The organism is Methylobacterium sp. 190mf, assembly GCF_900107945.1.
Taxonomy (GTDB): domain Bacteria; phylum Pseudomonadota; class Alphaproteobacteria; order Rhizobiales; family Beijerinckiaceae; genus Methylobacterium.
This window is the reverse complement of the sequence record NZ_FNVI01000002.1, coordinates 315,127-334,419: the sequence shown is the minus strand read 5'-3', so window position 1 is coordinate 334,419 and position 19,293 is coordinate 315,127. Positions and strand designations below refer to the sequence as shown.

Here is a 19,293-nt window from a genome sequence, read left to right as displayed (position 1 = left end):
CCGGCCTCCATCGGATGATTGCCCGGTCCTGTGCTCGGTCCCAAGTCGTGGGCGCAGTCAGAGCGCGGCCGGAAATCGATGGGCCGTGTTGGCGAGGCCCTGTGCGCTGCTCGCGAAGCTCTGTGCGGTGTTGGCGAGGCCCTCCGCCTTGACGACGAAGCCTCGCAGGGCTTCATGCATGTCCGGATCCTGGAGACCGGGCTCAATCAACGTGAGATCCAGGTCTCCGATCGCGCGTTGAAAGGCGCGGGTCAGTTCGAGCAGCGTGTCGCCACCAGCCTGGATGTGGGGGGCTCGGGGGCCGAGATCCGTGCCACGCGCGTACGCGGCAGCGAGTTCCGCGTGCAGTCGGTCGGACTGGTCCGGGCGGCGGGTTCGGACCGGGAGGACGCGGATCTCGGGCATGGTGACCTCAGGCGGCGCGGACGGTGGCGAGGAAGCGGCTGACTTCAGCGCCGAGATGCTCGAATTGCCGCGACAGCTCCGAGGCCGCCGACAGGACCTAGCCGGCGGCCGCCCCCGTCTCCTCCGAAGCCTGCGCTACGCCCGCGATGTTGCCCGTAACCTCGCTGGCGCCTGCCGCCGCCTGGCTGACGTTGCGCACGATCTCCTGGGTCGCCGCGCCCTGCTGCTCGACGGCGGCCGCGATCGACGTCGCCACGCTGTCGATCTCCCGGATCCGCCCGGTGATCCCGCCGATCGCCGTCACCGCCCGCGCGGTCACACCCTGAACCTCGCCGATCTGGCGCGCGATCTCCTCGGTCGCCTTGGCGGTCTGCTCGGCCAGCGCCTTCACCTCGGTGGCCACCACCGCGAAGCCCCGCCCCGCCGCGCCCGCGCGCGCCGCCTCGATGGTGGCGTTGAGCGCCAGCAAGTTGGTCTGGCCGGCGATGCCGGAGATCATCCCGACCATGTCGCCGATCCGCGCGGCGGTCTGGCTGAGCGCCTGGACGAGGTGGGCGGTCTCATCGGCCGCGCCCACGGCGGCCTGGGCGAGATGGGCCGAGCCGGTCACCTGCCGGCCGATCTCCTGGACGGAGGAGCCGAGCTCTTCGGCCGCGGCCGCGACTGTGTTGACGTTGGTGGCGGCCTCCTCTGCGGCGGCCGCGACGGTGGTCGACTGGCTCGCCGTCTCCTGGGCGGTGGCGGTCATCTGCTGGGCGGTGGCCTGGAGCTCGGTGGCCGAGGACGAGACCATGCCGACGATCCCGCCGACGGCGCGCTCGAAGCCGTCGGCGAGCTCGACCATGGTGCGGCGGCGCTCGGCGGCGGCGGCCGCGTCGGCGCGGCGCTTGACCTCGGCCTCCTCGGCGGCCTTGCGGGCGACCATGGCCTTGATGCCCTCGACCGCCTTGCCGACGGCGCCGATCTCGTCGCCGCGGGCGGCCTCCCGGATCTCGGCGTCGACCTCGCCGCGGGCCATGCGCTGCAGAACACCGACGAGGCTGGCGAGCGGGCGCGTGATACCGAATACGACGATCAGGGCAGACAGGGCGACCGTACCGAGAAGACCAACCGCAGCAGCGGCAATCAGGACCACCATCGTCGTTGCCGCCGCCTGCTCGGCATTGTCGCGCGCCTGCCGCAACTCGGCCGTCAAGCGATCGATGCGCCCTTGAACGAAGTCCCGGACCTTGCCGCGGGCCACGCCCCCATCGGTCAATAGGACGCGGATGGCAGCGTCGTTATCGTTGCTGAGACCGAGGGCATTCGACTTGTCCAACGCGGCGAAGAAGTTCTCGAGCAAGCCCTTGAGCGACTGGTTCGTTGCCTTGCGATCGGGGGACTCAGCCAGCGCGATCAGCGTGTTCACATCATCGAGGGTCGCCTTAACCGCATCGTTATAGCGTTCCCGGTATTTGGCCATTTCGTCCTGGCGTGTCTCTATGATGATATTTCGGGCCTGGACTGCGGCCTCGTTCACACTGACCCGGACGCCTAGAGGCTGTTATGAACCTGTGGCGAGTTGAGCGGCCTGTCTGAGCATGAGGCAGACGAAAGCGACGAGGTGCAGGTCTGCCAGGGTGCTGGCATAGCGCTCGTAATCTTTGACGAGCCTGCGGAAGCGGGTCGCCCAGGCAAAGGAGCGCTCCACGACCCAACGGCGTGGGAGCAGCACGAAGCCGCGCTTAGCCTCGGGCAGCTTCACCACCTCCAGTGCAATGCCATGCTCGCGGGCTGCCGTGGCCGGTTTCTCACCGGTATAGCCCTGATCGACGAAGGCGACCTCGACGCTCTCACCGGTCGCCGCCTGCACGGCCTTGGCGAGCCGGCCCACCTGGGCCCGATCATCGGCATCGGCGGGCGTGACGTGCAGCGCCAAGAGGTGGCCGAGGGTGTCCACCGCCATGTGCAGCTTCGAGCCCTTCTTGCGCTTGGCCCCATCGTAGCCGGCCCGCTCGCCGCTCTCGGGCGAGGAGCGCAAAGTCCGGCTGTCGAGCACGGCCGCCGTCGGCTCCGGCGCCCGACCCGCGGCGAGGCGCAGCACCGCGCGCAGATCCTCGGCCAGTTGCTCGAAGCAGCCGGCCGATAGCCAGCGCTGGGCCTGCTGATACACGGCAAACCAAGGCGGCAGATCATGCGGCATCAGCCGCCACGGGCAGCCGCTCCTGACGATGTAGCGCAGCCCGTTGAACACCTCCCGCAACGCATGCTCGCGCTGACCGGCATCCGCGCGCAGCAGCGTCAGGTAGGGCGCGACCAGCGCCCACTCCTCATCGGAAACGTCGGACGGATACGGCTTCCGGGCAGGGCTCATCCCCACCCATCTGAGCATCAGACCCACCCAGGTCCATAACAGCCTCTAGGATCTTCTCGAGCCGAACTGCTTGAAGGTCGACAATCTCCCGCGTCTGTCTTGCGAGGGCGTCAAGATTGGCAGTGGCGTAGACAATCAGAGCGGCGGCCACTGCCGCCATCAATAGGATAGGAGCGATCGACTTAAAGAGAACCTTGGTGCTGCGAAGCATGATGTGACACCGGGCGACATAACGAAACCAGTGAACATCTACCGATGTAGGGACTAAGAGATAATTAAAATCAATATAGAACGGCTCCCGTTTATGACACGAAATCGGTCATTGAGGCCCGAAAAAACTTTGGTCTGGTGCGACAATATGTGCCGCGAGCGGGCTGCGAAGAATGGGTTTCATTCGGATTGGATGGCGATTCAACTCGATACCCCAGGGGCTATGCAGGCGGCTTCCTCCCTGGGCACCCCATTGTGCACCAAAGCAACTTCCTGAGACGCCGCGTGGAAGATCTGCAATTCAAGCATGTCGGCAAATCTGCCGAGATAACAGCCAGTGCGCCCGTGGGGCGCGCGACTCATGAGTTTGAGGCAGTTGGGGTGGTCCGCCGCGGCGACCGGCATGGCCGTGGACCGAGAGCTCCGGATCGGGAGCTGGTGAATAAAAAAGAAATCTGCAATCCTGCTGCCTAGGCGGCCCCGTTGAAAGCCTTCTTCCTGCGATCACGGTGTTCAATGCATTTGACGACCGGCGCCAAATATTGCTTGACGCGCTTGCCTGTAATGAGTCTTTCTCAAATCACCTGATTTGATGGCGCCGCCCCGGACAACCGAGATGCAGACCCTGTTTTCAACAGAAGGAATGCATAGACAAGACAGTTTTAAGATCTGGCGCGAAACGCTCTGCGATCGCAGTCTGCTAATCGAGCTGGAGCGGCTTGAAGATGCCCCGTTTCAGGCCAAAATCGGGGTCGCGACTGTAGGCTCGCTCAACTTAACGCGTCTCTCGCAAGGAGCTGTGCGAGCCAATACGTCTCAAGCCATGCTCCGGCGAAGTGATCGAGGGAGCCCCTTGATCGTCACTTTTCAGCTCGCGGGTGTCTTGAGGAGCCTTCAGGATGATCGGTCTTCGGAGCAGCGCGCCGGCGGTCGCCGTCTCAGACTTCAGCGCCGCCAGCACGCGCGGGCGGAGATCCTGGCGCGGCCGGCCGCCTCGAGGCGATGGGGCTTTCGGCATGGCACCGGGCTACCGCGAGTCGCCCTCCTCGGCCAGTCTTCGGCTCGCGATTACGCCGCCCTATCAAGGAGGCGCCGGAGTTCCGACATCAACTTCGGTCGCCCGAGCGGCTTCTGTAGCCAGCACGCCGTAGCGTATCGTTCGGGCATACCTCGTCGATCGTAGCCGCTCATGAAGCAGAACGGTACACCGTCCGATGTCAAAGCATCCGCCACCGGAAAGACCTTTTCATCGAGCAAGTTCACGTCAAGGATCGCAGCGTCGGGCCTGTCCTCTTCGAGAAGATCAAGCGCGGCCTCTACCGATGGATCAGGTCCAATAACCGTCGCGCCAGCAGCAACCAGTTCTCCTTTTAGGTCGCTGGCGATAAAATAGTCATCCTCGACGACGAGAACGCGATGACCGGCGAGGAAATCTTTAGCCATTGGCTGCTTCTCACGCGATTGATCGGCGAGATTAAATTGCCGACACCGCTTGCATCGCCATCAAAAGATGTTTTGAGCCGCTCGCTCTGACGCCTGTTTCGGGGTAGCTCTGCCGCCGGCAGATCTCAAGGTCGCCCATCCTCGACGAGTCCGCGGCTGGCGGCGAGGCGCCACAGGTCCGCGTCCGAAAATAGGAAGTCGCCGATCTGCCAGCATTCAAGCTCGTCGCCGATCGGCGTCACCGCGACGCCGGCAGCCCGGCGATGGCTTCGAGAACCGGGTCAGTGTCGTCGGTCATGAACGCCGGGTAGCCCGAGCGGGAGGCCAAGCCATCATACATTTGATGGACTTGGGTCGGCCTCTTCGCTCATGCCGCTACCCCAGAGCGATCAGCATCCACGTGCGCGCCTTGGCCATCAGGTCGCCGTCGCCCGCTGACGGGTCGGACGCGATCACGCGCTTGATTATCTGGCGCGCCTCGATGCCGCTTATCCCGATTCCCTGCGCGAAGCCGCTCAGCCGCTCCATCAGACGATCGACGGTCGCCGTGCGGTCGGGATCGGTGTCGCCGCTCATCCCTTCACCGGGTGCGCCAGCAGGATCGCGGTCTGGACCATGTTGCGCTTCCAGGCGGCCTTGTCGGTGCTCAGCGCCTCGGCGGCGCGGGTATTCGTGCGGAGTGTCTCGACGAGGTCGAGGGTCCAGCCCTTCGCCAGCGGGTACGATTCGGTGGCGAGGTCGGCGAGCACCGCGTCGACCGCGGCGTCGATCTCCTGATCAGTGACCTCTGCGGCCTTGCACAGCTCGGAAACGGTCGGGGGTTCTCTCGCCATGGCGACGGCCTAGCGCGGGCGGCTACGTCCGTCTATGCGAGCCGATGTCCCTTACATCACTCCGAGCTGTGTCCACGGCCAGCGCCGTGCTGACACTCGCGATCTCGACCTTGCTCACCGCACCTGCTTGGGCTGAGCCCAGGAAGTTCCCGCCCGCCTGTTCCGAGCGGTTCGCCAAAGAGTGGACGAAGGACCGAGACGTTGCGCTCCGCGATCCGCTGAAAAAGCCTTGCACCCTACAGGCTGATACGGGGATCTACGTCTGCGATCAGAATGGATGCCAGCGGCCTTGGTAGGGCAGTACGTCGTGCTTTGGCGGCCGGACGGGCCTGCGCCCGTCAATGCAGCTTGGTCGATGTGGAGTCCATGAGGCTGACCCGCACAGCGAGGGCGAGGAGATCGCCGTCCGTCAGCGTCTCGCCGTCGACGAGCCAGAGCGGGTAGCGCCGGCTCCAGGGTTCGACGACGTGACCGCGCAGACGGAGCGCCGCAACGGCTTCGAGAATTGGATCGTGGCCCTCGCTCATAAGGCGAGGCTACCGCGGGCAGGGGAGGGCGCCAAACGGTGGGACCTCAGGGGCAAAAAGCCCAATGATCCCGTGGGCGGTTATCGGGTCCCACTTCGGCCTAAAGCATTGATGCATCAGCCTCGGCGCGGTCCCCTTGGGAGCGCCAGCACGCTGGCAGTCACCAGAATCTGCGAACTTTCTCCAAGAAACCTGATTGCGCGGAAAGCCCGGCTCGTTCCGTGGGCGCTCCGCGCCCTCGAGGCACGCGCGTCGTCCAGCCGCTGAGCTTCTTTACTGGCGATGGTTTGCGCCGGCCCAGTCGCGACCTCTTGAGGGCTAGGAAGCTCCGGCGGGACGGGGCCGGGTGTCCCGCCTCACCAGAACCAGATGGCGCGTCCGGCCACCGCGTAGATGACGAACCAGAGGCCGATGGCGAGGGCGACAGACGCCACGACAAGGGCCGGATGAGGCCTCCTGCGGGTGCGGCCGGTACGAGCGGGGGCGATCTGATCCATCAGCGAGGCGGAAGCATCTCCGGCCGAACGCATGCCCGAAGGCTGCTCGCCCGGGGCGCTCGGGGCCCCGTGGATGCGGTCGGCGACAACGGTGCCTTACGACCAACATCCGGCGTCGCTGTCCTCATCAAAAGATGCCTTCGCGCCGATCGGATTGCCGGCTCAGCGCGTCGTGCGAATCTCCGATCGATCGCTGCCGAGCGTCGCAGCCTGTGATCGGCGGGGATATCGGGGATGGAACGCGATCCCACCGACATAAGATGTTGCGCGGCGCAACCCATTAACACGGCGCGACTTTCCGCCGGGCATGATCGCACGATGCCTCAGCCTGCGAGTTCGCGATGCATTTCAGGATCCAAGCCACCGGACAGCATCTCTGGACCTGGGTGCTCCTCGACGAGACCGAGATGACGGTGGCCGAATCCGACCGGTCGTTTCCCTCCCGGACGCAGGCCTCGGCGGCGGCTCTGGCCTTCGCGAAGCTGGTCGCGCGCGCCAGCCGCTCGCTGAACGGGGGCGCGTCGAGCGGCCTGCTGTAGGTGATCGCGTCCGCTGCAACCCCGCTGCGGGTTCTCGCGCCGCGGCCGCGGTCGATCAGCGCCAGCGCTCCTTCATGCAAGCGAGCAGATGGACGGTCCGCATGCATCCCTCGCGATCCGACTGGGTGCGCGCGTTGCCCATGCAGGCATCCATTCCCAGGCGCAGCAATTGACGGTCCACGTCCGTCGTGCGGGCGCAGGAGAAGATCGGCTGAAAGCCCTCGATCCGGCTGACCTGCCAGAAGATCGCGACGAACGCCGTCAAGCAGAAGCCGAAGACCATTGGTCGGCTGTCGTAGAACCATTGCCTAAGCTCTCGGTTGTCGACGCCGCGCACGCGCATCCCTGTCCTCATCGCGCAGTCGTATGCCATCGTATCACGGACGGCTCCGCCCTGGCACAGGCGGGCCCCGCCACGCGGCGCGTGGCGTCGCGCGGGAAACACGCGGGAAACGGGATCTGGACTATGCGCCGCGGTCACCTCATCGCTCTGTGCCTCGCGCTGAATGCAGCTCACGCATGGGCCCTGGATGCGCGAACGGCTCCTCCCACGCACGAACCGGAGCGGCCTCGTCCTGCCGAGAATGGCAGACAGTGGCGCAATTCGAGCGACGCGCGATCCGAGGCGAATGCGGCGGCGACCCTTCCTAGCGGCAGCGTCGCGAGTCTCGGCCAGCTGGCGGACCCGGTCGACAGCCCGCTCGTCGCCAAGTTCAGGGCCGTCCTGGCGACATACGATGATTTTGCCGCCCACGGTGATGGCAAGGCGTGGACAGAGGCGCCGGTGAGTTCCGATAGGCTTTCGATCAGACTGCGCGGTGCGTGGCGCGCGAGGTCCCGTCAGTCGACACGTGCAGGCTCACGAGATTGTGCCTCTCCGCGTGCGCCAGATCTCGCGATCCGAGCGCTCGACCGCGTTCCGATCGCTGGATGAACCATCGACCAGCGACCGCGCGAGACGGATTTCGGCGCCCTGTGTTCGCTCTTCACGCGGGATACTCGATCCGTCGGTCGCGCGAGTAGCGTTAATTTCAGCCCGTCCCGTCGAACGCGCACCGATTGTCAGGACGTTCTTGCGGACCGGAGTTTTGCCGTATACCCCACATCGGAGAGCCAACGCGCGATCGAGGGCTGGGGGGATGCCGCTGGTTGTCATCTTAGCCGCCCTGTGCGGCGGATTGCCTGTGCTTGCCTTTGGCTGGCAAACGTTCGGCTTCTACACGATAATACTCGCGTCCTGTGTCGCCAGTGCAGCCGCCGTACTGGTGGGTGGCGGACTCGCGCTCCTGAAGGTCGCGAGGTCCCGGACTTCGCAGGATCCGGCGAAGATCTTCGACATCGACAGGCTCACGAGCGGCGACCGCAGCGACTTTCGGCTCGTTCCGCGCCGCCTCTACTTCGACATCGAGCACGGTCGCGAGATCATCAAGGACGAGATCGGCATCGAGGCCACGAGCATCGACCAGGCGCTCGACGACGCCCGGAGCGTGATCCGGGACATGGTCCAGGAGCTCGCCGACGAGGGCTACGCGGAGGACTGGGTGCTGGTGGTGCGCGATGCCAGAGGGGCTTCGGTCGCGCGCCTGCCCATCGAGCGGACGCCCGCGCAGACACGGCCCGACCGCCGCTCCGCCTGATCGATCGGGTGCGGCGTTCGCGTCCCCGCGATTGCTGGCTCGCGACGATGGCCCAGCATCCTGCGCCGGCCACCGGAGTCGCGCGTGTGTCAGCGCTCGCCCAGCTCGTGAAGCAGGCGGTCGCGGGCGCGGCTGACCCGGCTCTTCACCGTGCCCGGCGGGCACCCGATTACGGAGGCCGCGGCCTCGTAGGCAAGACCGTCGACGGCCACGAGGATCAGCGCCTCGCGATAGGCCGGGTCGAGCCGATCGATCGCGGCCCGGACCTCCTTCAGGCCCATGCTGTGCTCCTGGGCGGCCGGTTCGAAGAGGGTGACGGCGTGCGCGCCGTCGGGATCGGGGACCTCGAAGCGTCGCTTGCGTCGTCCGTTGATGAAGCCGTTGCGCAAGATCGTGAACAGCCAGGCCACCAGGCTCGTGCCGGGCTGGAAGCGCTGCCGGTGCTCCCACGCCTTGAGCAGCGTGAACTGCACGAGATCGTCGGCCTCGACACCGTCGAACGTCAGCGACAGGGCGTAGCGGCGCAGGCGCGGCACCAGGGCGATCAGATCGTCCTTGAACGCACCGGGAACCTGCCGTTCGGACTCGGCGGCATCCAGGGCCGCGGACAGGCGGCCCAGCACGCCGGCCAGCCGTGAGCTCATCTCGATCGGTGCAACTTCTGAATAGTACTGGCGCAGCCGATGACCGAGTTGCGCCTGGATATACGAGATGACGGGATCGGACGCGCCGGCCGGATCGCGCTCTTCGACAGCGGGCTTCACGGTGAAGCTCTGGGCTCGATGGGGTGGAGACAGCGTCGCGACGGGCACGACATCTCGCGGGAGGGCTGCGAACTTATCTCTGGTTGATCTCGACGACGTCAATGATGCAGGTATACCAGTGAAAATTGCGGATCGGGCGGAACCTGCTTGCGCGCAACCCGTTTGTGCCCCGCTGCGAGGGGCGCGGCGTCGAGGCGGCGGGGACCGGACGGATCGTGACGGCGGGTGTCGACAGGCATGAGCTCCGGCAGATCATCGCCGGCCTGAGCGAGGGCGTGATCCTGGTCGAGCCCGACCAGACCATCGCCTACGCCAACGCGGCCGCCCTGGCGATGCACGGTGCCGAGAGCCTCGACGAGCTCGGCCCAACCGTCGACGCCTATCGCGACCGCTTCTGCCTCCGCTACCGCAACAATCACGAGCCGGAGAACTACCCGATCGAGCGCGTGATCGCTGGCGAGCGCTTCCACGACGTGGTGGTCGAGGTCACGCGGACAGACCGGCCCGGTGTCGAGTTCGTTCACTCCCTCAGAGGCTTGGTCGCCACCGACCGCGACGGCAACCCGAGCTGCCTCGCGCTGATCCTGAAGGACGTCTCCGACCAGTTCGAGGCCGAGGAGCGGTTCGAGCGCACCTTCAACGCCAACCCGGCCCCGGCGGTGATCACGCGGCTGTCCGACCTGCGCCACGTCAGGGTCAATCTCGGCTTCCTGGAGATGACCGGCCACACCCGCGACGCCGTCATCGGCCGCAGCGTCTACGAGGTCGACGTCCTGGCCGGCGCGCGCAACCGCGACCTCGCCGTCGCGCGGCTCAATGCGGGCGGCACGATCCCGCAGATGGAGGCCTGCCTCGACCTGCCCGACGGCGGGCGTCGCTTCGTGATCGTCGCCGGGCAGCCGATCGAGATGGGCGATGAGCCCTGCATGCTGTTCACCTTCGCGGACCTGGAGCTGCGCCGGAAGGCCGAGGCCGCCCTGCGCCAGAGCGAGGAGCGCTTCGCCAAGGCGTTCAGGCTGACGCCGATCCCGACCGTGCTGGTGCGGGCCGAGGACGGCCAGGTCACGGGCGTGAACGAGGCGTTCAGCCGGGCCTTCGGCCTGGGCGAGGACCGCGTCGTCGGCCGCTCGCTGGAGGAGGCCGGCCTGTGGGTGACGTCGTCTCAGCGGGAGGCCTTCGAGAAGAGGCTGGTGAGCGAGGGCTACGTACTGGGTACTGAGGTCTGCCTGCGCCACGAGAGCGGCGCGAACCTCGACTGCCTGGTCTCGGCCGAGCGGATCACGATCAACGACGCCGATTTCCTTCTGCTGGTGCTGCAGGACATCACCGAGCGCAAGCACTCCGAGCGGGAGCTGTTCGACGCGATCGAGACAGTGATGGCCGACACGTCGTGGTTCAGCCGCGGGCTGATCGAGAAGCTGGCGAACCTGCGCCGGCCTGGCCGGGAGGGCGGCGACGCGGCGGCGCCGAACCTGACCGTGCGCGAGCGCCAGATCCTCAACCTGATCTGCTCGGGGCTCAGCGACGACGCGATCGCGCGCAAGCTCGGGCTGTCGCGCAACACGGTGCGCAATCACGGCGCCGCACTGTACCGGAAGCTCGGAGTCCATCGCCGGACCGAAGCGGTTGTTTGGGGCCGGGAGAACGGATTTCCACTCCAGGGACCCGGTGGCTGAATTTCATTATACTGGTAATTTGGAACTATTGATCCACCAGACGTCGCCATCATCTGACCGCCATCTCACCGTCGGCGGACCGTTCTCCGGTCACCCGGTGATCCCCTCGGCCCCCGCGTGCATGCGGAGGCCGTCTATCCCGGTGGGCCGCGCGCCCGACCGGACCTCTCGACCGACGAGTACGACCGCCACCACGACCGTGAAGGAGCGCACGCGATGAGCAGCACGACCGACAAGATCGAGGGCCTGGCCAACGAGGCGGTGGGCAACGTCAAGCAGGCGGCCGGCAAGGCGACGGGCAACGACAAGCTGGTGGCCGAGGGCAAGGCGCAGGAGCTGAAGGGCGAGGCGCAGAAGACCGTCGGCGACGTCAAGGACGGCGCCAAGTCCGTCGCCGACAAGATCATCGGCAAGCACTGAGCCCGTCCCGCGGCGCCGTCCCCTCGGCGCCGCCCTCAGGCCCTCGCCCGGCACGGTGCCGGGCCTGGCCGCTCGATGCGCGAGAGCAGAGCCGATGCGGCGCTTCGCCAGCCTCTTCCTGCGTCAGGAATTCGTCTTCCTGATGCTGGCCATCCTGCTGAGTGTCGGCGCGGGCGTGGCCTACTGGGCGTCGCGGGCCACCGTCCTGACGATCGCTGTCGCCCCGAAGGACGGAACCGAGCCGGCCCTGATCCAGGCCTACGCGGACGCTCTGGCCAAGCGCCACAAGGAGATCCGCCTCAAGATCCTGCCCTTCGACGACGTGCGCGACAGCGCCGAGGCGCTGGGCGACGGCCGCGCCGATCTGGCGATCGTGCGGCCGGATGTGGAGCTTCCGGATAACGGCCTGACGCTGGCGATCCTGCGCGATCAGGCGATGATCATCGCGTCGCCGGAATCCGCCGGGATCGCCCGCTTCCCCGATCTCGACCGCAAGCGCCTGGCGATCCTGGCCCACAGGGACGCCGACGAGGCGCTCATCCGCGCCATGCTGGAGCATTACGGTCTGACGCTGGTGACCACCGAGCCGGCAGGCGCGCTGCCGCCGCGCCACGTCGCCCTGGTCGAGATGGCCGAGAGCGACCTGGGCGCGGCCTTCGCCCGGAAGCGGGTCGACGCGGTGATCTCGGTCATCGCGCCGACCGCGCCGACGGCGCAGCGGATCGTCGGCCTCGTCCAGGCGGCCAGCCGCGATCGCAAGATCTCCTTCGTGGATGTCGAGAACGCCGAGGCGATCGTTGCCCGTCTACCGCGGCTGCAGGTCGTCACCATGCCGGCCGAGACCTTCGGCGGCAGCCCCAAGGTGCCCGACGAGGAGGTTCACACGGTCGGCGCCTCGTACCGCCTGATGGCGCGCGCGAACCTCGCCCGGTCGGTGGCGGCCGACGTCACCCAGCACCTGTTCGAGCTGCGCAGCGCCATGGCCAACGTCACGCCCGCGGCCGACTATTTTCAGGCGCCCGCCTATGACGGGACCGTCGGCGCGACGAGCGCCCGGCTGCCGATCCATCCCGGCGCTGTCGACTATTACGAGCGCGAGCAGCAGAGCTTCATCGAGCGCTACGAGACCTGGATCTACCTGCTCGCCTTCCTCGGCGGCGGTATCGGCTCCGCGCTCGCCTGGATCGGCCAGCGCCTGTCGCGCCTGCGCCGGGAGCGCGTCGAGGAAGCGACGGACCGCCTGCTGAGGATCCGCCAGGAGGCGCAGGAGACGACCGACCCGGCGCGTCTCGAGAGCCTCGCCCGGGAGATCGACGATCTCGCGGGCGACATCGCCAAGCACGCCCTCGAGCGACCGACCGAGGCGCGGACCATGTCGGCCGCGGCCATCGCCATCGACGCCGCCCGCTCGACCGTCAAGCGCGCCATCACGACCGGCCGGAGCGCGGAGGACGGGTCCGCGTTGGCTGGCCGGACGGTCGCGAGCGACGCGGGCCCGAGCGGGGCCTGACCCATTGCGGCGGATGACCGCCGTACCACCCGGGCCGAGGGCCCGCCTCAAGAGGACGACGCGATGAGCAAGGGATACCCTTCGATGACCGCCCTGCTGGGCCTGCTGGCCGTGGCCGGTTACCAGAACCGCGACCGGATCGCCGAGTGGCTCGGCGGCCACGCCAAGGACGCGTCCCGGTCGCCGGCGCCGCAGGTCCCGCCCGCGACGGGTTCGACCATCCCGGCGAACCTGGATCGGCTCCTCGGCGGCGCCAGCGCGGGCGGCGTCGGCGGCCTCATCGCCGGGGGCCTGACCGAGCTGGTCGACCATTTCACCAAGGGCGGCCACGCCGAGACGGCCCAGTCCTGGATCAATCACGGGCCGAACCGCGACATCCCGACCGCGGATCTGGAGCGCGCCATCGGACCGGACACGCTGGCGGCCCTGGAGCAGCGCACCGGCCTGAGCAAGAGCGAGCTGCTGGCGCGCCTCTCGCGCGACCTGCCCTCGGCCATCGACCGCTACTCGCCCGACGGACGCCTGCCGGCTTTCAGCTGATCCGCTCCGTCGCGGTCGTCGCGGCGGTGCCGCCGCGACGACCGGCACCGGTTCCGGCGGCCGCTACTCGACCAGCTCGTCCACCTTCGCCATCAGCGAGGGCGAGATGGTCAATCCCAGGGAGGCGGCCGTCGTCAGGTTGAGCAGGGTGATGAAGCGCTCGCTCGCCTGCACCGGCAGGTCGCCGACCACTGCGCCGCGCAGGATCCGATCGATGTAGCCCGCCGCCCGCTGCACGTCCTGCTCGACGCTGGTCGTGTAGGCGGCGAGGCCGCCGAGGTGGACCGGCGCCGCGTAGGCGTACACGGCCGGCAGGCGGTGGGTCGCCGCCAGATCGACGATCAGCTGGCCGTACACCCCGGTCACCGCGTCCGGCAGCGCGATGAGGCCGCCCTCCGGTTGTCCGGCGAAGCCGGCGATCGCCGCCTCGATCTCGGCCGCGTCGTGCACGCCCGCGATCCGGGCGTCGATCCCGAGTGCTGGGCCGATGCGGGCCATCTCGGCCGTGTAGCCCGCCAAGCGCGCCCGGTAATCGGGGTTGATGAGGGCGAGCGCCCGCGTCACGCCGGGGCTGAGTTCCTTCAGGAGCTGCAGCCACTTGCCGACGAGGACGAAGTCGAAGTTGGTGAAGCCGGTGAGGTTCCCGCCGGGCCGCGACAGGTTCGTCACGAAGCCGCCGCCGACCGGGTCCTGAAGCATCATGAAGACGATCGGAACCGTCGTGGTCGCCCGCTGGAGCGCGGTCGCGCCGACGACGCCCTGCGCGAGCACCGCGTCGGGCGCGCGCGCGACGATCTCCTCCGCCTGGACGCGCATCCGCTCGGCGTCGCCGTTGCCGTACTGCAGGTCGACCGTCAGGTTCTCACCCCAGATCCAGCCGGCCCGCTTCAGGCTCTCCTTCAGCGTCTCGACGATGACGGGACTGTCGGGATGCGCCTCGCCGTAGACCAGCAGGATCCCCAGGCGACGCTGACCCTTCGCCGGCGCGGCGGCGAGGGCCGGCCACGCGGCCGCGCCGCCGAGGGCCGCGATGACGTCGCGCCGTCTCATCCGCCGGTCTCCCGTCCGAACCCGTTCCGAGCATCGCCGATCGGGAGGGATTCCGATCGCACGCCCTCGGACGGTAATAGGCGCTGCCTTAAGGCGGGGCTATCGGGGCGGGCGACGGGGAAGCCGCGCGCGACTCAGCGGACCTCGACCCGACTGCCGCTGCCGCCGTTCAGCAGCCGCTTCAGGTGGAAGGCCGCCACCCCGTCGTCGGGGCGCAGACCGACCAGGGCCGCGAAGGCGGCCAGCGCGCCGGCCTCCCCGGTATCGAGCTTGGCGTAGGCGTCCTGGTACTGGGCGAGCAGCGCGTCGCCGTAGGCCGCTTCCGTCAGGGGTTCGTAGGCGCGCAGGGCCGTCTGCTTGCCGCGCAGGAGGAGGTCGCCGAGGGGGCGGCCGCGGAACTGTCCGGCGCGGATCACGACGGCGTCGCTGACGCAGATCCGCGTGCCGAAGGCCTTGTTGGCGTTCTCCAGACGGGCGGCCGTGTTGATGGTGTCGCCGTAGGCCGTGTAGTCGAAGTAGCGGCCGCCACCGAAATTGCCCACGATCGCCGGGCCGGCATGAACGCCGATCCGCGTCACGCCGATCTCGATCCCCCGCTCGCGCCAGCGATTGCGGAAGCTCTCGGCCGCCTCGTCCAGGGCGAGGGCGCAGGCCACCGCCCGCGCCGCGTGGTCCGGCTGATCCCCCGGCGCGCCGAACAGGACGTGCAGGGCGTCGCCGACGATCTTGGCCACCGTCCCCTCGTGGGCGAAGACCACGTCGGTCATCTCGGCGAAGTAGCCGTTGAGGATCTCGGCGAGCTGCGCGGGGTCGAGGCTCTCCACCAGGCTGGTGAAGCCCGCGATGTCGGTGAACAGGGAGGCCACGTCGCGGCGGTGGCCGCCGAGTTCGAGGCCCGACGCGTCCCCCGCGAGCCGCTCGGCGAGGTTCGGCGAGAAGTACCGGGCCAGGGAGGCGTGGGCCCGCTCGGCGAGCGATTGCCGCCGCCGCCCCTCGCGCAGGTCCTCGACGTGGCGCAGCGTCCGCTCGATCGTCGTCTCGAGGTCGGCGAAGTCGATCGGCTTCGTCAGGAAGTCGAAGGCGCCCCGGTTCATTGCCGTGCGGATGTTCGCCATGTCGCCGTAGGCCGAGACGATGATGATCGAGGGGCGCTCGGCCAGCTCCTGCAGCTTGGCGAGCAGGGTCAGCCCGTCCATCCGCGGCATGTTGATGTCGGAAACGACCAGATCGACGTCGCGGCTCTCGGCCAGGCGGTCCAGCGCCTCCTGCCCGTCGTGGGCGAACAGGAACGTGACGAGGCCCTGCCGGATCTGGCGGCGGAACTTCTGGGTGATCAGCGCCTCGAGATCCGGCTCGTCGTCGACGACGAGGATCTTGGCGCTCGGGGCGCCGGGCGTCATTCGGTCCCCGCGAAGGCGGACAGACGGCGATCGATCTCGGCCTTCAGAACGGCGAAGTCGATCGGCTTGGTGATCAGGCCCACGGCGCCGGCGGCGCGGACCTTCTCGCGCGTCTCAGCGTCGCCGTAGGCCGTGATCATGATCACCGGCACGTCGGGCCGGGCCGCGCGCACCAGCGGCAGCAATTCGAGGCCGGTCATCCCGGGCATGTTGATGTCCGACAGCATCAGGATCAGGCTCGGCTCGTTCGAGCCGTTGATCCGCTCCAGGGCCTCCGCGGCCGAGTGCGCGAAGGCCATGGCGAAGCGTCCGGCGCGCAGCTCGCGGCGAAACTGCTGCCGGAACAGGTCTGTCACGTCGGGTTCGTCATCGACGACGAGGATCAGGACGTTCATGGCTGGCTCTCAGTCTCGGTCGCCGCCTCGGTCGCCGGCTCGGTCGCCGCCACGGTCTGTGGCCGAGGCGGCGCGTCCGGCGTAACACTCTGCCGCGGCAGGGTGATGATGAATTCCGTGAAGGCACCCGGTTCCGTGGCGACGTCAACCGTTCCGCCGTGCTGCTTGACGAGGATGTCGTGGCTCAGCGACAGGCCGAGCCCCGTTCCCTCGCCGGCCGGCTTGGTGGTGAAGAACGGGTCGAACATCTTGGCCTTGACGCTGTCCGGGATGCCGGTGCCGTTGTCGCGCACCCGGATCTCGACGCCGTCGCCCCGGTCCCGGGTGGCGACCGAGAGCGTGGGTGCATAGCCGGATTCGCCGTCGGCGGCCCGCTTCTCGGTGGCGTAGAATCCGTTCGACATCAGGTTCAGCAGGACCCGCGTGATCTCCTGAGGGTACAGGTCGGCGAGGCCGGCCGCCGGATCGTAATCGCGCACGAGGGTCACGTTGAAGCCGGGTTTCGCCGCACGGGCCCCGTGATAGGCAAGATTCAGGCTCTCCTCGACCAGCGCGTTGACCTCGACCGGGCGATGCTCGCCGGACCCGGTGCGCGAGTGGAGCAGCATGTTCTTGACGATCGAGTCCGCGCGCTTGCCGTGCTGGACGACCTTCTCGAGATTGCCCTTGAGCAGGCCGGCGAGCTCCTCGACCTCCGCGCGCGTGTCCGGGTCGAGGGTCGTCGGTTCGAGCACCTCCCGCAGCTCGTCCACCAGCTCGTTCGAGAGCGACGCGAAGTTGTTGACGAAGTTCAGCGGGTTCTTGATCTCGTGGGCGATGCCGGCGGTGAGCTGACCCAGCGAGGCGAGCTTCTCGGACTGGACGAGCCGGCTCTGCGCCCGCTGGAGATCGTCGAGCGACCGGTTGAGGTCGCGGGTCCGCTCCTCGACCTTGGCCTCGAGCGTCTCGTAGGAATCCTGGACCCGGCTCGCCATCGTGTTGAACCGGTGCGCGAGGGTCTCGATCTCGTCGCCGGTGCGGATCACGATCCGCTCGGACAGGTCGCCCGCGCCGAACCGCTCCGCCCCGTCCTCGAGCTCGCGGATGGGCACGACCATGCGCCGCGCCAGGAAGGTGCCCGCCACCGCCGCCAGCAGGACGCCGAGACCCATCAGCGACGTGGTCTGGATCACGGATTCGAGCGCCGGCCCCATGGCGTCGCGCAGCGATTCCTGCACGAAGACGATCCAGTCGACCCGCGGGATGGTGGCGTGGGCCGCCAGCACCCAGCCGCCGTCGAGGCCGGTCGTGATCTCGTAGTCCTGACCCGCCATGCGGGAGCCGGGCAGGGCCGCCGCGACCTCGGGCAGGCCGGAGAGGTCGGTGTCGCGCAGGACGAGACTGAGGTCCGGGTGCGCGATCAGGCGACCGGTCGCCGTCGTCACGAAGGCGTAGCCGTGCTCGCCGACGTTGATCGCGCTGACGACGTCCCAGATCAGCTTGAGATTGACTTCCGCGACGGTCACGCCCGGGTCGCGGCCGGCATGGGCCACCGAGACGGTCATGTACGGCTCGGAGCCGCGCCGGAAATAGACCGGGCCGAACCACGTCTTCTGGGCGAGCGCCTGGGTGAAGCGCGGCGAGGTCGAGAAATCCTTGCCGCTGGCGACGGCGTCCGGCTCCAGCCGGGAGACGCGCAGTTGCTCCTTGCCGGCCGGATCGAGGTACGCCACCTCCGTGATGGCCGGCGCCTGGCGCAGCAGGCGGATGAAGTCGTAGCGCTGCTGCTCGGGGGAGACGCGCCGCCACTCGGCGCGCGTCGTCCAGCCGATCTGGCCCTCGATCGAGGACAGGAAGGCGTCGACGCGCTCGGCGGCCGCGCGCGCCTTGGTGCGCTGCGTCTCGATCGCGGTCCGCTTGGCGTCCTGGTAGTTTAGCGTCAGGTCGACGGCGCCGTTGATGAGCAGCACGAGGCTGACCAGGCCCACGAAGGCCACCGCGAACTTCCCCGCGAGCGGCAGGCGGAACCAGCGCGGCGGCGCTGTCGCGGCCGGCGGGGAGGCTGTCGGGCGCGGCGCCGTCATTCGACGATCTCGTCCGCCTGGGCGAGGAGCGCCGACGAGATCGTCACGCCCATGCTGCGGGCCGTCTTGAGATTCACGATGAAGTCGAACTTCGTCGGCGCCTGGACCGGCAGGGTCGCGGGGTTCTCGCCGCGCAGGATGCGGCCGACATAAGCGGCCGCCCGGCGGACCGTCTCCACCGGATCCGGTCCGTACGACATCAGGCCGCCCCGATAGGCGAAACGCCGGATCGCGAAGACCGCGGGGACCCGGAGACTCGTGGTGAGCGCGACGATGTGGTCGCCGTTGGCCTCGCTGAACGTGCCGGGGGCGACGATCAGGCCCCCGTCGCCCCGCCGCGCGAGCGCGGCGATCACCGGCTCGATCTCGGCCGCCTTGTCGATCTTCACCACCACCGGCTCGATCCTGAGCGCGGCCGCGGTGGCGCGGAACGGCTCGGCGTAGAGGTTCTCGCCGCGGATCTCGGTGCTCGGATTGGACAGGAGCGTGACGTGCCTGAGGCTCGGAACAGCCTCCTTGAGGGCCGCCACCCATTTCCCGCCCAGCGGCGCCTCGTAGAGCGTGAAGCCGGTGATGTTGCCGCCCGGGCGCTGGAGACTCTCCACGTACCCGAAGCGGACCGGGTTCGAGGCGCCGACGAACACGATCGGGATCTGCTTCGTCAGAGCCGCCACGGCCGTGAGCTGCGCGCTGAGGTAGGCGAAGATCACCTGCGGCTGTGCGGCCACGAGTTCGGTCGCGAGGAGACGCGTGCGCTCGCGGTCGGCCCCGGTCCAGCGATCGTCGACCCGCTGATCGGGATGACCGTGGTCGCGCAGGCCGGCATGAAACGATTCCGCCAGCACCCGGCCCTCGGGATCGCCCTCCGCGAACGGCCAGAGGGCCGCGACATGGGCCTGACCCTGCGCCAGCACGGTGCGCGGCCACCCGGCGAGCGCCAGGGGCAACCCAGCGAGTACGGTTCGCCGCCTCATCGGACCATCGCGCCACATCCCCGCCCACGGCCCCGCCGCGCGCTCAGGCCCCGCCCT

General features: G+C 68.4%; 19 protein-coding genes and 1 pseudogene. 6 read left to right on the top strand and 14 right to left on the bottom strand.

Annotated features, from left to right (window positions below; translation table 11 throughout):
- Positions 1-57: 57 nt before the first annotated feature.
- The 7 genes and pseudogenes from C4T42_RS04110 to C4T42_RS04080 all read right to left on the bottom strand — a co-directional run bounded on the left by C4T42_RS04110 (position 58) and on the right by C4T42_RS04080 (position 5,771).
- Positions 58-405: a hypothetical protein gene (locus C4T42_RS04110; protein ID WP_103984739.1), complete on the bottom strand. Its 348-nt coding sequence runs from the start codon at positions 403-405 to the stop codon at positions 58-60.
- A gap of 7 nt (positions 406-412) precedes the next feature.
- Positions 413-1,942: pseudogene (locus C4T42_RS04105) on the bottom strand (methyl-accepting chemotaxis protein); the annotation flags it as partial.
- A 6-nt stretch (positions 1,943-1,948) separates the two neighbouring features.
- Positions 1,949-2,758 (bottom strand): IS5 family transposase, encoded by an 810-nt coding sequence (locus C4T42_RS04100; protein WP_103984748.1) that lies wholly within the window; start codon positions 2,756-2,758, stop codon positions 1,949-1,951.
- A 1,278-nt stretch (positions 2,759-4,036) separates the two neighbouring features.
- Positions 4,037-4,411, bottom strand: coding sequence for a response regulator (locus tag C4T42_RS04095; RefSeq protein ID WP_103984738.1), 375 nt, complete (start codon positions 4,409-4,411; stop codon positions 4,037-4,039).
- Between the two features lie 375 nt (positions 4,412-4,786).
- Positions 4,787-4,987: a hypothetical protein gene (locus tag C4T42_RS04090; RefSeq protein WP_042674848.1), complete on the bottom strand. Its 201-nt coding sequence runs from the start codon at positions 4,985-4,987 to the stop codon at positions 4,787-4,789.
- Positions 4,984-5,244, bottom strand: a complete 261-nt coding sequence (locus tag C4T42_RS04085; protein WP_042674849.1) for a hypothetical protein — start codon at positions 5,242-5,244, stop codon at positions 4,984-4,986. The genes C4T42_RS04090 and C4T42_RS04085 overlap by 4 nt, the downstream gene beginning before the upstream one ends.
- A gap of 338 nt (positions 5,245-5,582) precedes the next feature.
- Positions 5,583-5,771, bottom strand: a complete 189-nt coding sequence (locus C4T42_RS04080; RefSeq protein ID WP_042674851.1) for a hypothetical protein — start codon at positions 5,769-5,771, stop codon at positions 5,583-5,585.
- Positions 5,772-6,609: 838 nt separating this feature from the next.
- Here C4T42_RS04080 and C4T42_RS04075 point away from each other — a divergent pair.
- Complete coding sequence (locus C4T42_RS04075; protein ID WP_020096365.1) at positions 6,610-6,807, top strand: hypothetical protein; 198 nt, start codon at positions 6,610-6,612, stop codon at positions 6,805-6,807.
- A gap of 55 nt (positions 6,808-6,862) precedes the next feature.
- Here C4T42_RS04075 and C4T42_RS04070 read toward each other — a convergent pair whose 3' ends face one another.
- Entirely contained in the window at positions 6,863-7,150 is a 288-nt protein-coding gene (locus C4T42_RS04070) for a hypothetical protein (protein ID WP_244603162.1), read from the bottom strand.
- 796 nt (positions 7,151-7,946) lie between these two features.
- Between C4T42_RS04070 and C4T42_RS04065 the strand changes: the two genes are divergently transcribed.
- A complete protein-coding gene (locus C4T42_RS04065; protein ID WP_020096367.1) occupies positions 7,947-8,444 on the top strand; it encodes a hypothetical protein in 498 nt (165 codons plus the stop codon).
- 89 nt (positions 8,445-8,533) lie between these two features.
- Here the strand turns inward: C4T42_RS04065 and C4T42_RS04060 are convergent, their stop codons facing one another.
- Positions 8,534-9,310: a sigma-70 family RNA polymerase sigma factor gene (locus C4T42_RS04060; protein WP_244603161.1), complete on the bottom strand. Its 777-nt coding sequence runs from the start codon at positions 9,308-9,310 to the stop codon at positions 8,534-8,536.
- Between the two features lie 113 nt (positions 9,311-9,423).
- Here C4T42_RS04060 and C4T42_RS04055 point away from each other — a divergent pair, with 113 nt between their 5' ends.
- The 4 genes from C4T42_RS04055 to C4T42_RS04040 all read left to right on the top strand — a co-directional run bounded on the left by C4T42_RS04055 (position 9,424) and on the right by C4T42_RS04040 (position 13,354).
- Complete coding sequence (locus C4T42_RS04055) at positions 9,424-10,884, top strand: helix-turn-helix transcriptional regulator (RefSeq protein ID WP_103984747.1); 1,461 nt, start codon at positions 9,424-9,426, stop codon at positions 10,882-10,884.
- Positions 10,885-11,100: 216 nt separating this feature from the next.
- Positions 11,101-11,304, top strand: a complete 204-nt coding sequence (locus C4T42_RS04050; protein WP_020096372.1) for a CsbD family protein — start codon at positions 11,101-11,103, stop codon at positions 11,302-11,304.
- Positions 11,305-11,398: 94 nt separating this feature from the next.
- Positions 11,399-12,814: a TAXI family TRAP transporter solute-binding subunit gene (locus tag C4T42_RS04045; protein ID WP_020096373.1), complete on the top strand. Its 1,416-nt coding sequence runs from the start codon at positions 11,399-11,401 to the stop codon at positions 12,812-12,814.
- A gap of 63 nt (positions 12,815-12,877) precedes the next feature.
- Positions 12,878-13,354, top strand: a complete 477-nt coding sequence (locus tag C4T42_RS04040; protein ID WP_026605449.1) for a YidB family protein — start codon at positions 12,878-12,880, stop codon at positions 13,352-13,354.
- Between the two features lie 63 nt (positions 13,355-13,417).
- Here the strand turns inward: C4T42_RS04040 and C4T42_RS04035 are convergent, their stop codons facing one another.
- From C4T42_RS04035 to C4T42_RS04015, 5 genes are all read right to left on the bottom strand, one after another.
- Positions 13,418-14,404, bottom strand: coding sequence for an ABC transporter substrate-binding protein (locus tag C4T42_RS04035; RefSeq protein WP_020096375.1), 987 nt, complete (start codon positions 14,402-14,404; stop codon positions 13,418-13,420).
- Between the two features lie 134 nt (positions 14,405-14,538).
- A complete protein-coding gene (locus tag C4T42_RS04030; protein WP_103984736.1) occupies positions 14,539-15,804 on the bottom strand; it encodes an adenylate/guanylate cyclase domain-containing protein in 1,266 nt (421 codons plus the stop codon).
- A complete protein-coding gene (locus C4T42_RS04025) occupies positions 15,801-16,199 on the bottom strand; it encodes a response regulator (RefSeq protein ID WP_020096377.1) in 399 nt (132 codons plus the stop codon). Before C4T42_RS04025 ends, C4T42_RS04030 begins: the two co-directional genes overlap by 4 nt.
- Entirely contained in the window at positions 16,196-18,262 is a 2,067-nt protein-coding gene (locus tag C4T42_RS04020) for an ATP-binding protein (protein WP_103984735.1), read from the bottom strand. Before C4T42_RS04020 ends, C4T42_RS04025 begins: the two co-directional genes overlap by 4 nt.
- Positions 18,259-19,236, bottom strand: a complete 978-nt coding sequence (locus tag C4T42_RS04015; protein WP_026605450.1) for an ABC transporter substrate-binding protein — start codon at positions 19,234-19,236, stop codon at positions 18,259-18,261. Before C4T42_RS04015 ends, C4T42_RS04020 begins: the two co-directional genes overlap by 4 nt.
- Positions 19,237-19,293: the final 57 nt, after the last annotated feature.

Excerpts from the sequence above, each read along its gene's own strand:
- C4T42_RS04030 (WP_103984736.1), bottom strand. The coding sequence starts at position 15,804 with ATGACGCCCGGCGCCCCGAGCGCCAAGATCCTCGTCGTCGACGACGAG.
- C4T42_RS04110 (WP_103984739.1), bottom strand. The coding sequence starts at position 405 with ATGCCCGAGATCCGCGTCCTCCCGGTCCGAACCCGCCGCCCGGACCAG.
- C4T42_RS04015 (WP_026605450.1), bottom strand. The coding sequence starts at position 19,236 with ATGAGGCGGCGAACCGTACTCGCTGGGTTGCCCCTGGCGCTCGCCGGG.
- C4T42_RS04095 (WP_103984738.1), bottom strand. The coding sequence starts at position 4,411 with ATGGCTAAAGATTTCCTCGCCGGTCATCGCGTTCTCGTCGTCGAGGAT.
- C4T42_RS04025 (WP_020096377.1), bottom strand. The coding sequence starts at position 16,199 with ATGAACGTCCTGATCCTCGTCGTCGATGACGAACCCGACGTGACAGAC.
- C4T42_RS04085 (WP_042674849.1), bottom strand. The coding sequence starts at position 5,244 with ATGGCGAGAGAACCCCCGACCGTTTCCGAGCTGTGCAAGGCCGCAGAG.
- C4T42_RS04100 (WP_103984748.1), bottom strand. The coding sequence starts at position 2,758 with ATGAGCCCTGCCCGGAAGCCGTATCCGTCCGACGTTTCCGATGAGGAG.
- C4T42_RS04080 (WP_042674851.1), bottom strand. The coding sequence starts at position 5,771 with ATGAGCGAGGGCCACGATCCAATTCTCGAAGCCGTTGCGGCGCTCCGT.
- C4T42_RS04075 (WP_020096365.1), top strand. The coding sequence starts at position 6,610 with ATGCATTTCAGGATCCAAGCCACCGGACAGCATCTCTGGACCTGGGTG.
- C4T42_RS04045 (WP_020096373.1), top strand. The coding sequence starts at position 11,399 with ATGCGGCGCTTCGCCAGCCTCTTCCTGCGTCAGGAATTCGTCTTCCTG.
- C4T42_RS04035 (WP_020096375.1), bottom strand. The coding sequence starts at position 14,404 with ATGAGACGGCGCGACGTCATCGCGGCCCTCGGCGGCGCGGCCGCGTGG.
- C4T42_RS04070 (WP_244603162.1), bottom strand. The coding sequence starts at position 7,150 with ATGCGCGTGCGCGGCGTCGACAACCGAGAGCTTAGGCAATGGTTCTAC.
- C4T42_RS04050 (WP_020096372.1), top strand. The coding sequence starts at position 11,101 with ATGAGCAGCACGACCGACAAGATCGAGGGCCTGGCCAACGAGGCGGTG.
- C4T42_RS04020 (WP_103984735.1), bottom strand. The coding sequence starts at position 18,262 with ATGACGGCGCCGCGCCCGACAGCCTCCCCGCCGGCCGCGACAGCGCCG.
- C4T42_RS04040 (WP_026605449.1), top strand. The coding sequence starts at position 12,878 with ATGAGCAAGGGATACCCTTCGATGACCGCCCTGCTGGGCCTGCTGGCC.
- C4T42_RS04090 (WP_042674848.1), bottom strand. The coding sequence starts at position 4,987 with ATGAGCGGCGACACCGATCCCGACCGCACGGCGACCGTCGATCGTCTG.
- C4T42_RS04065 (WP_020096367.1), top strand. The coding sequence starts at position 7,947 with ATGCCGCTGGTTGTCATCTTAGCCGCCCTGTGCGGCGGATTGCCTGTG.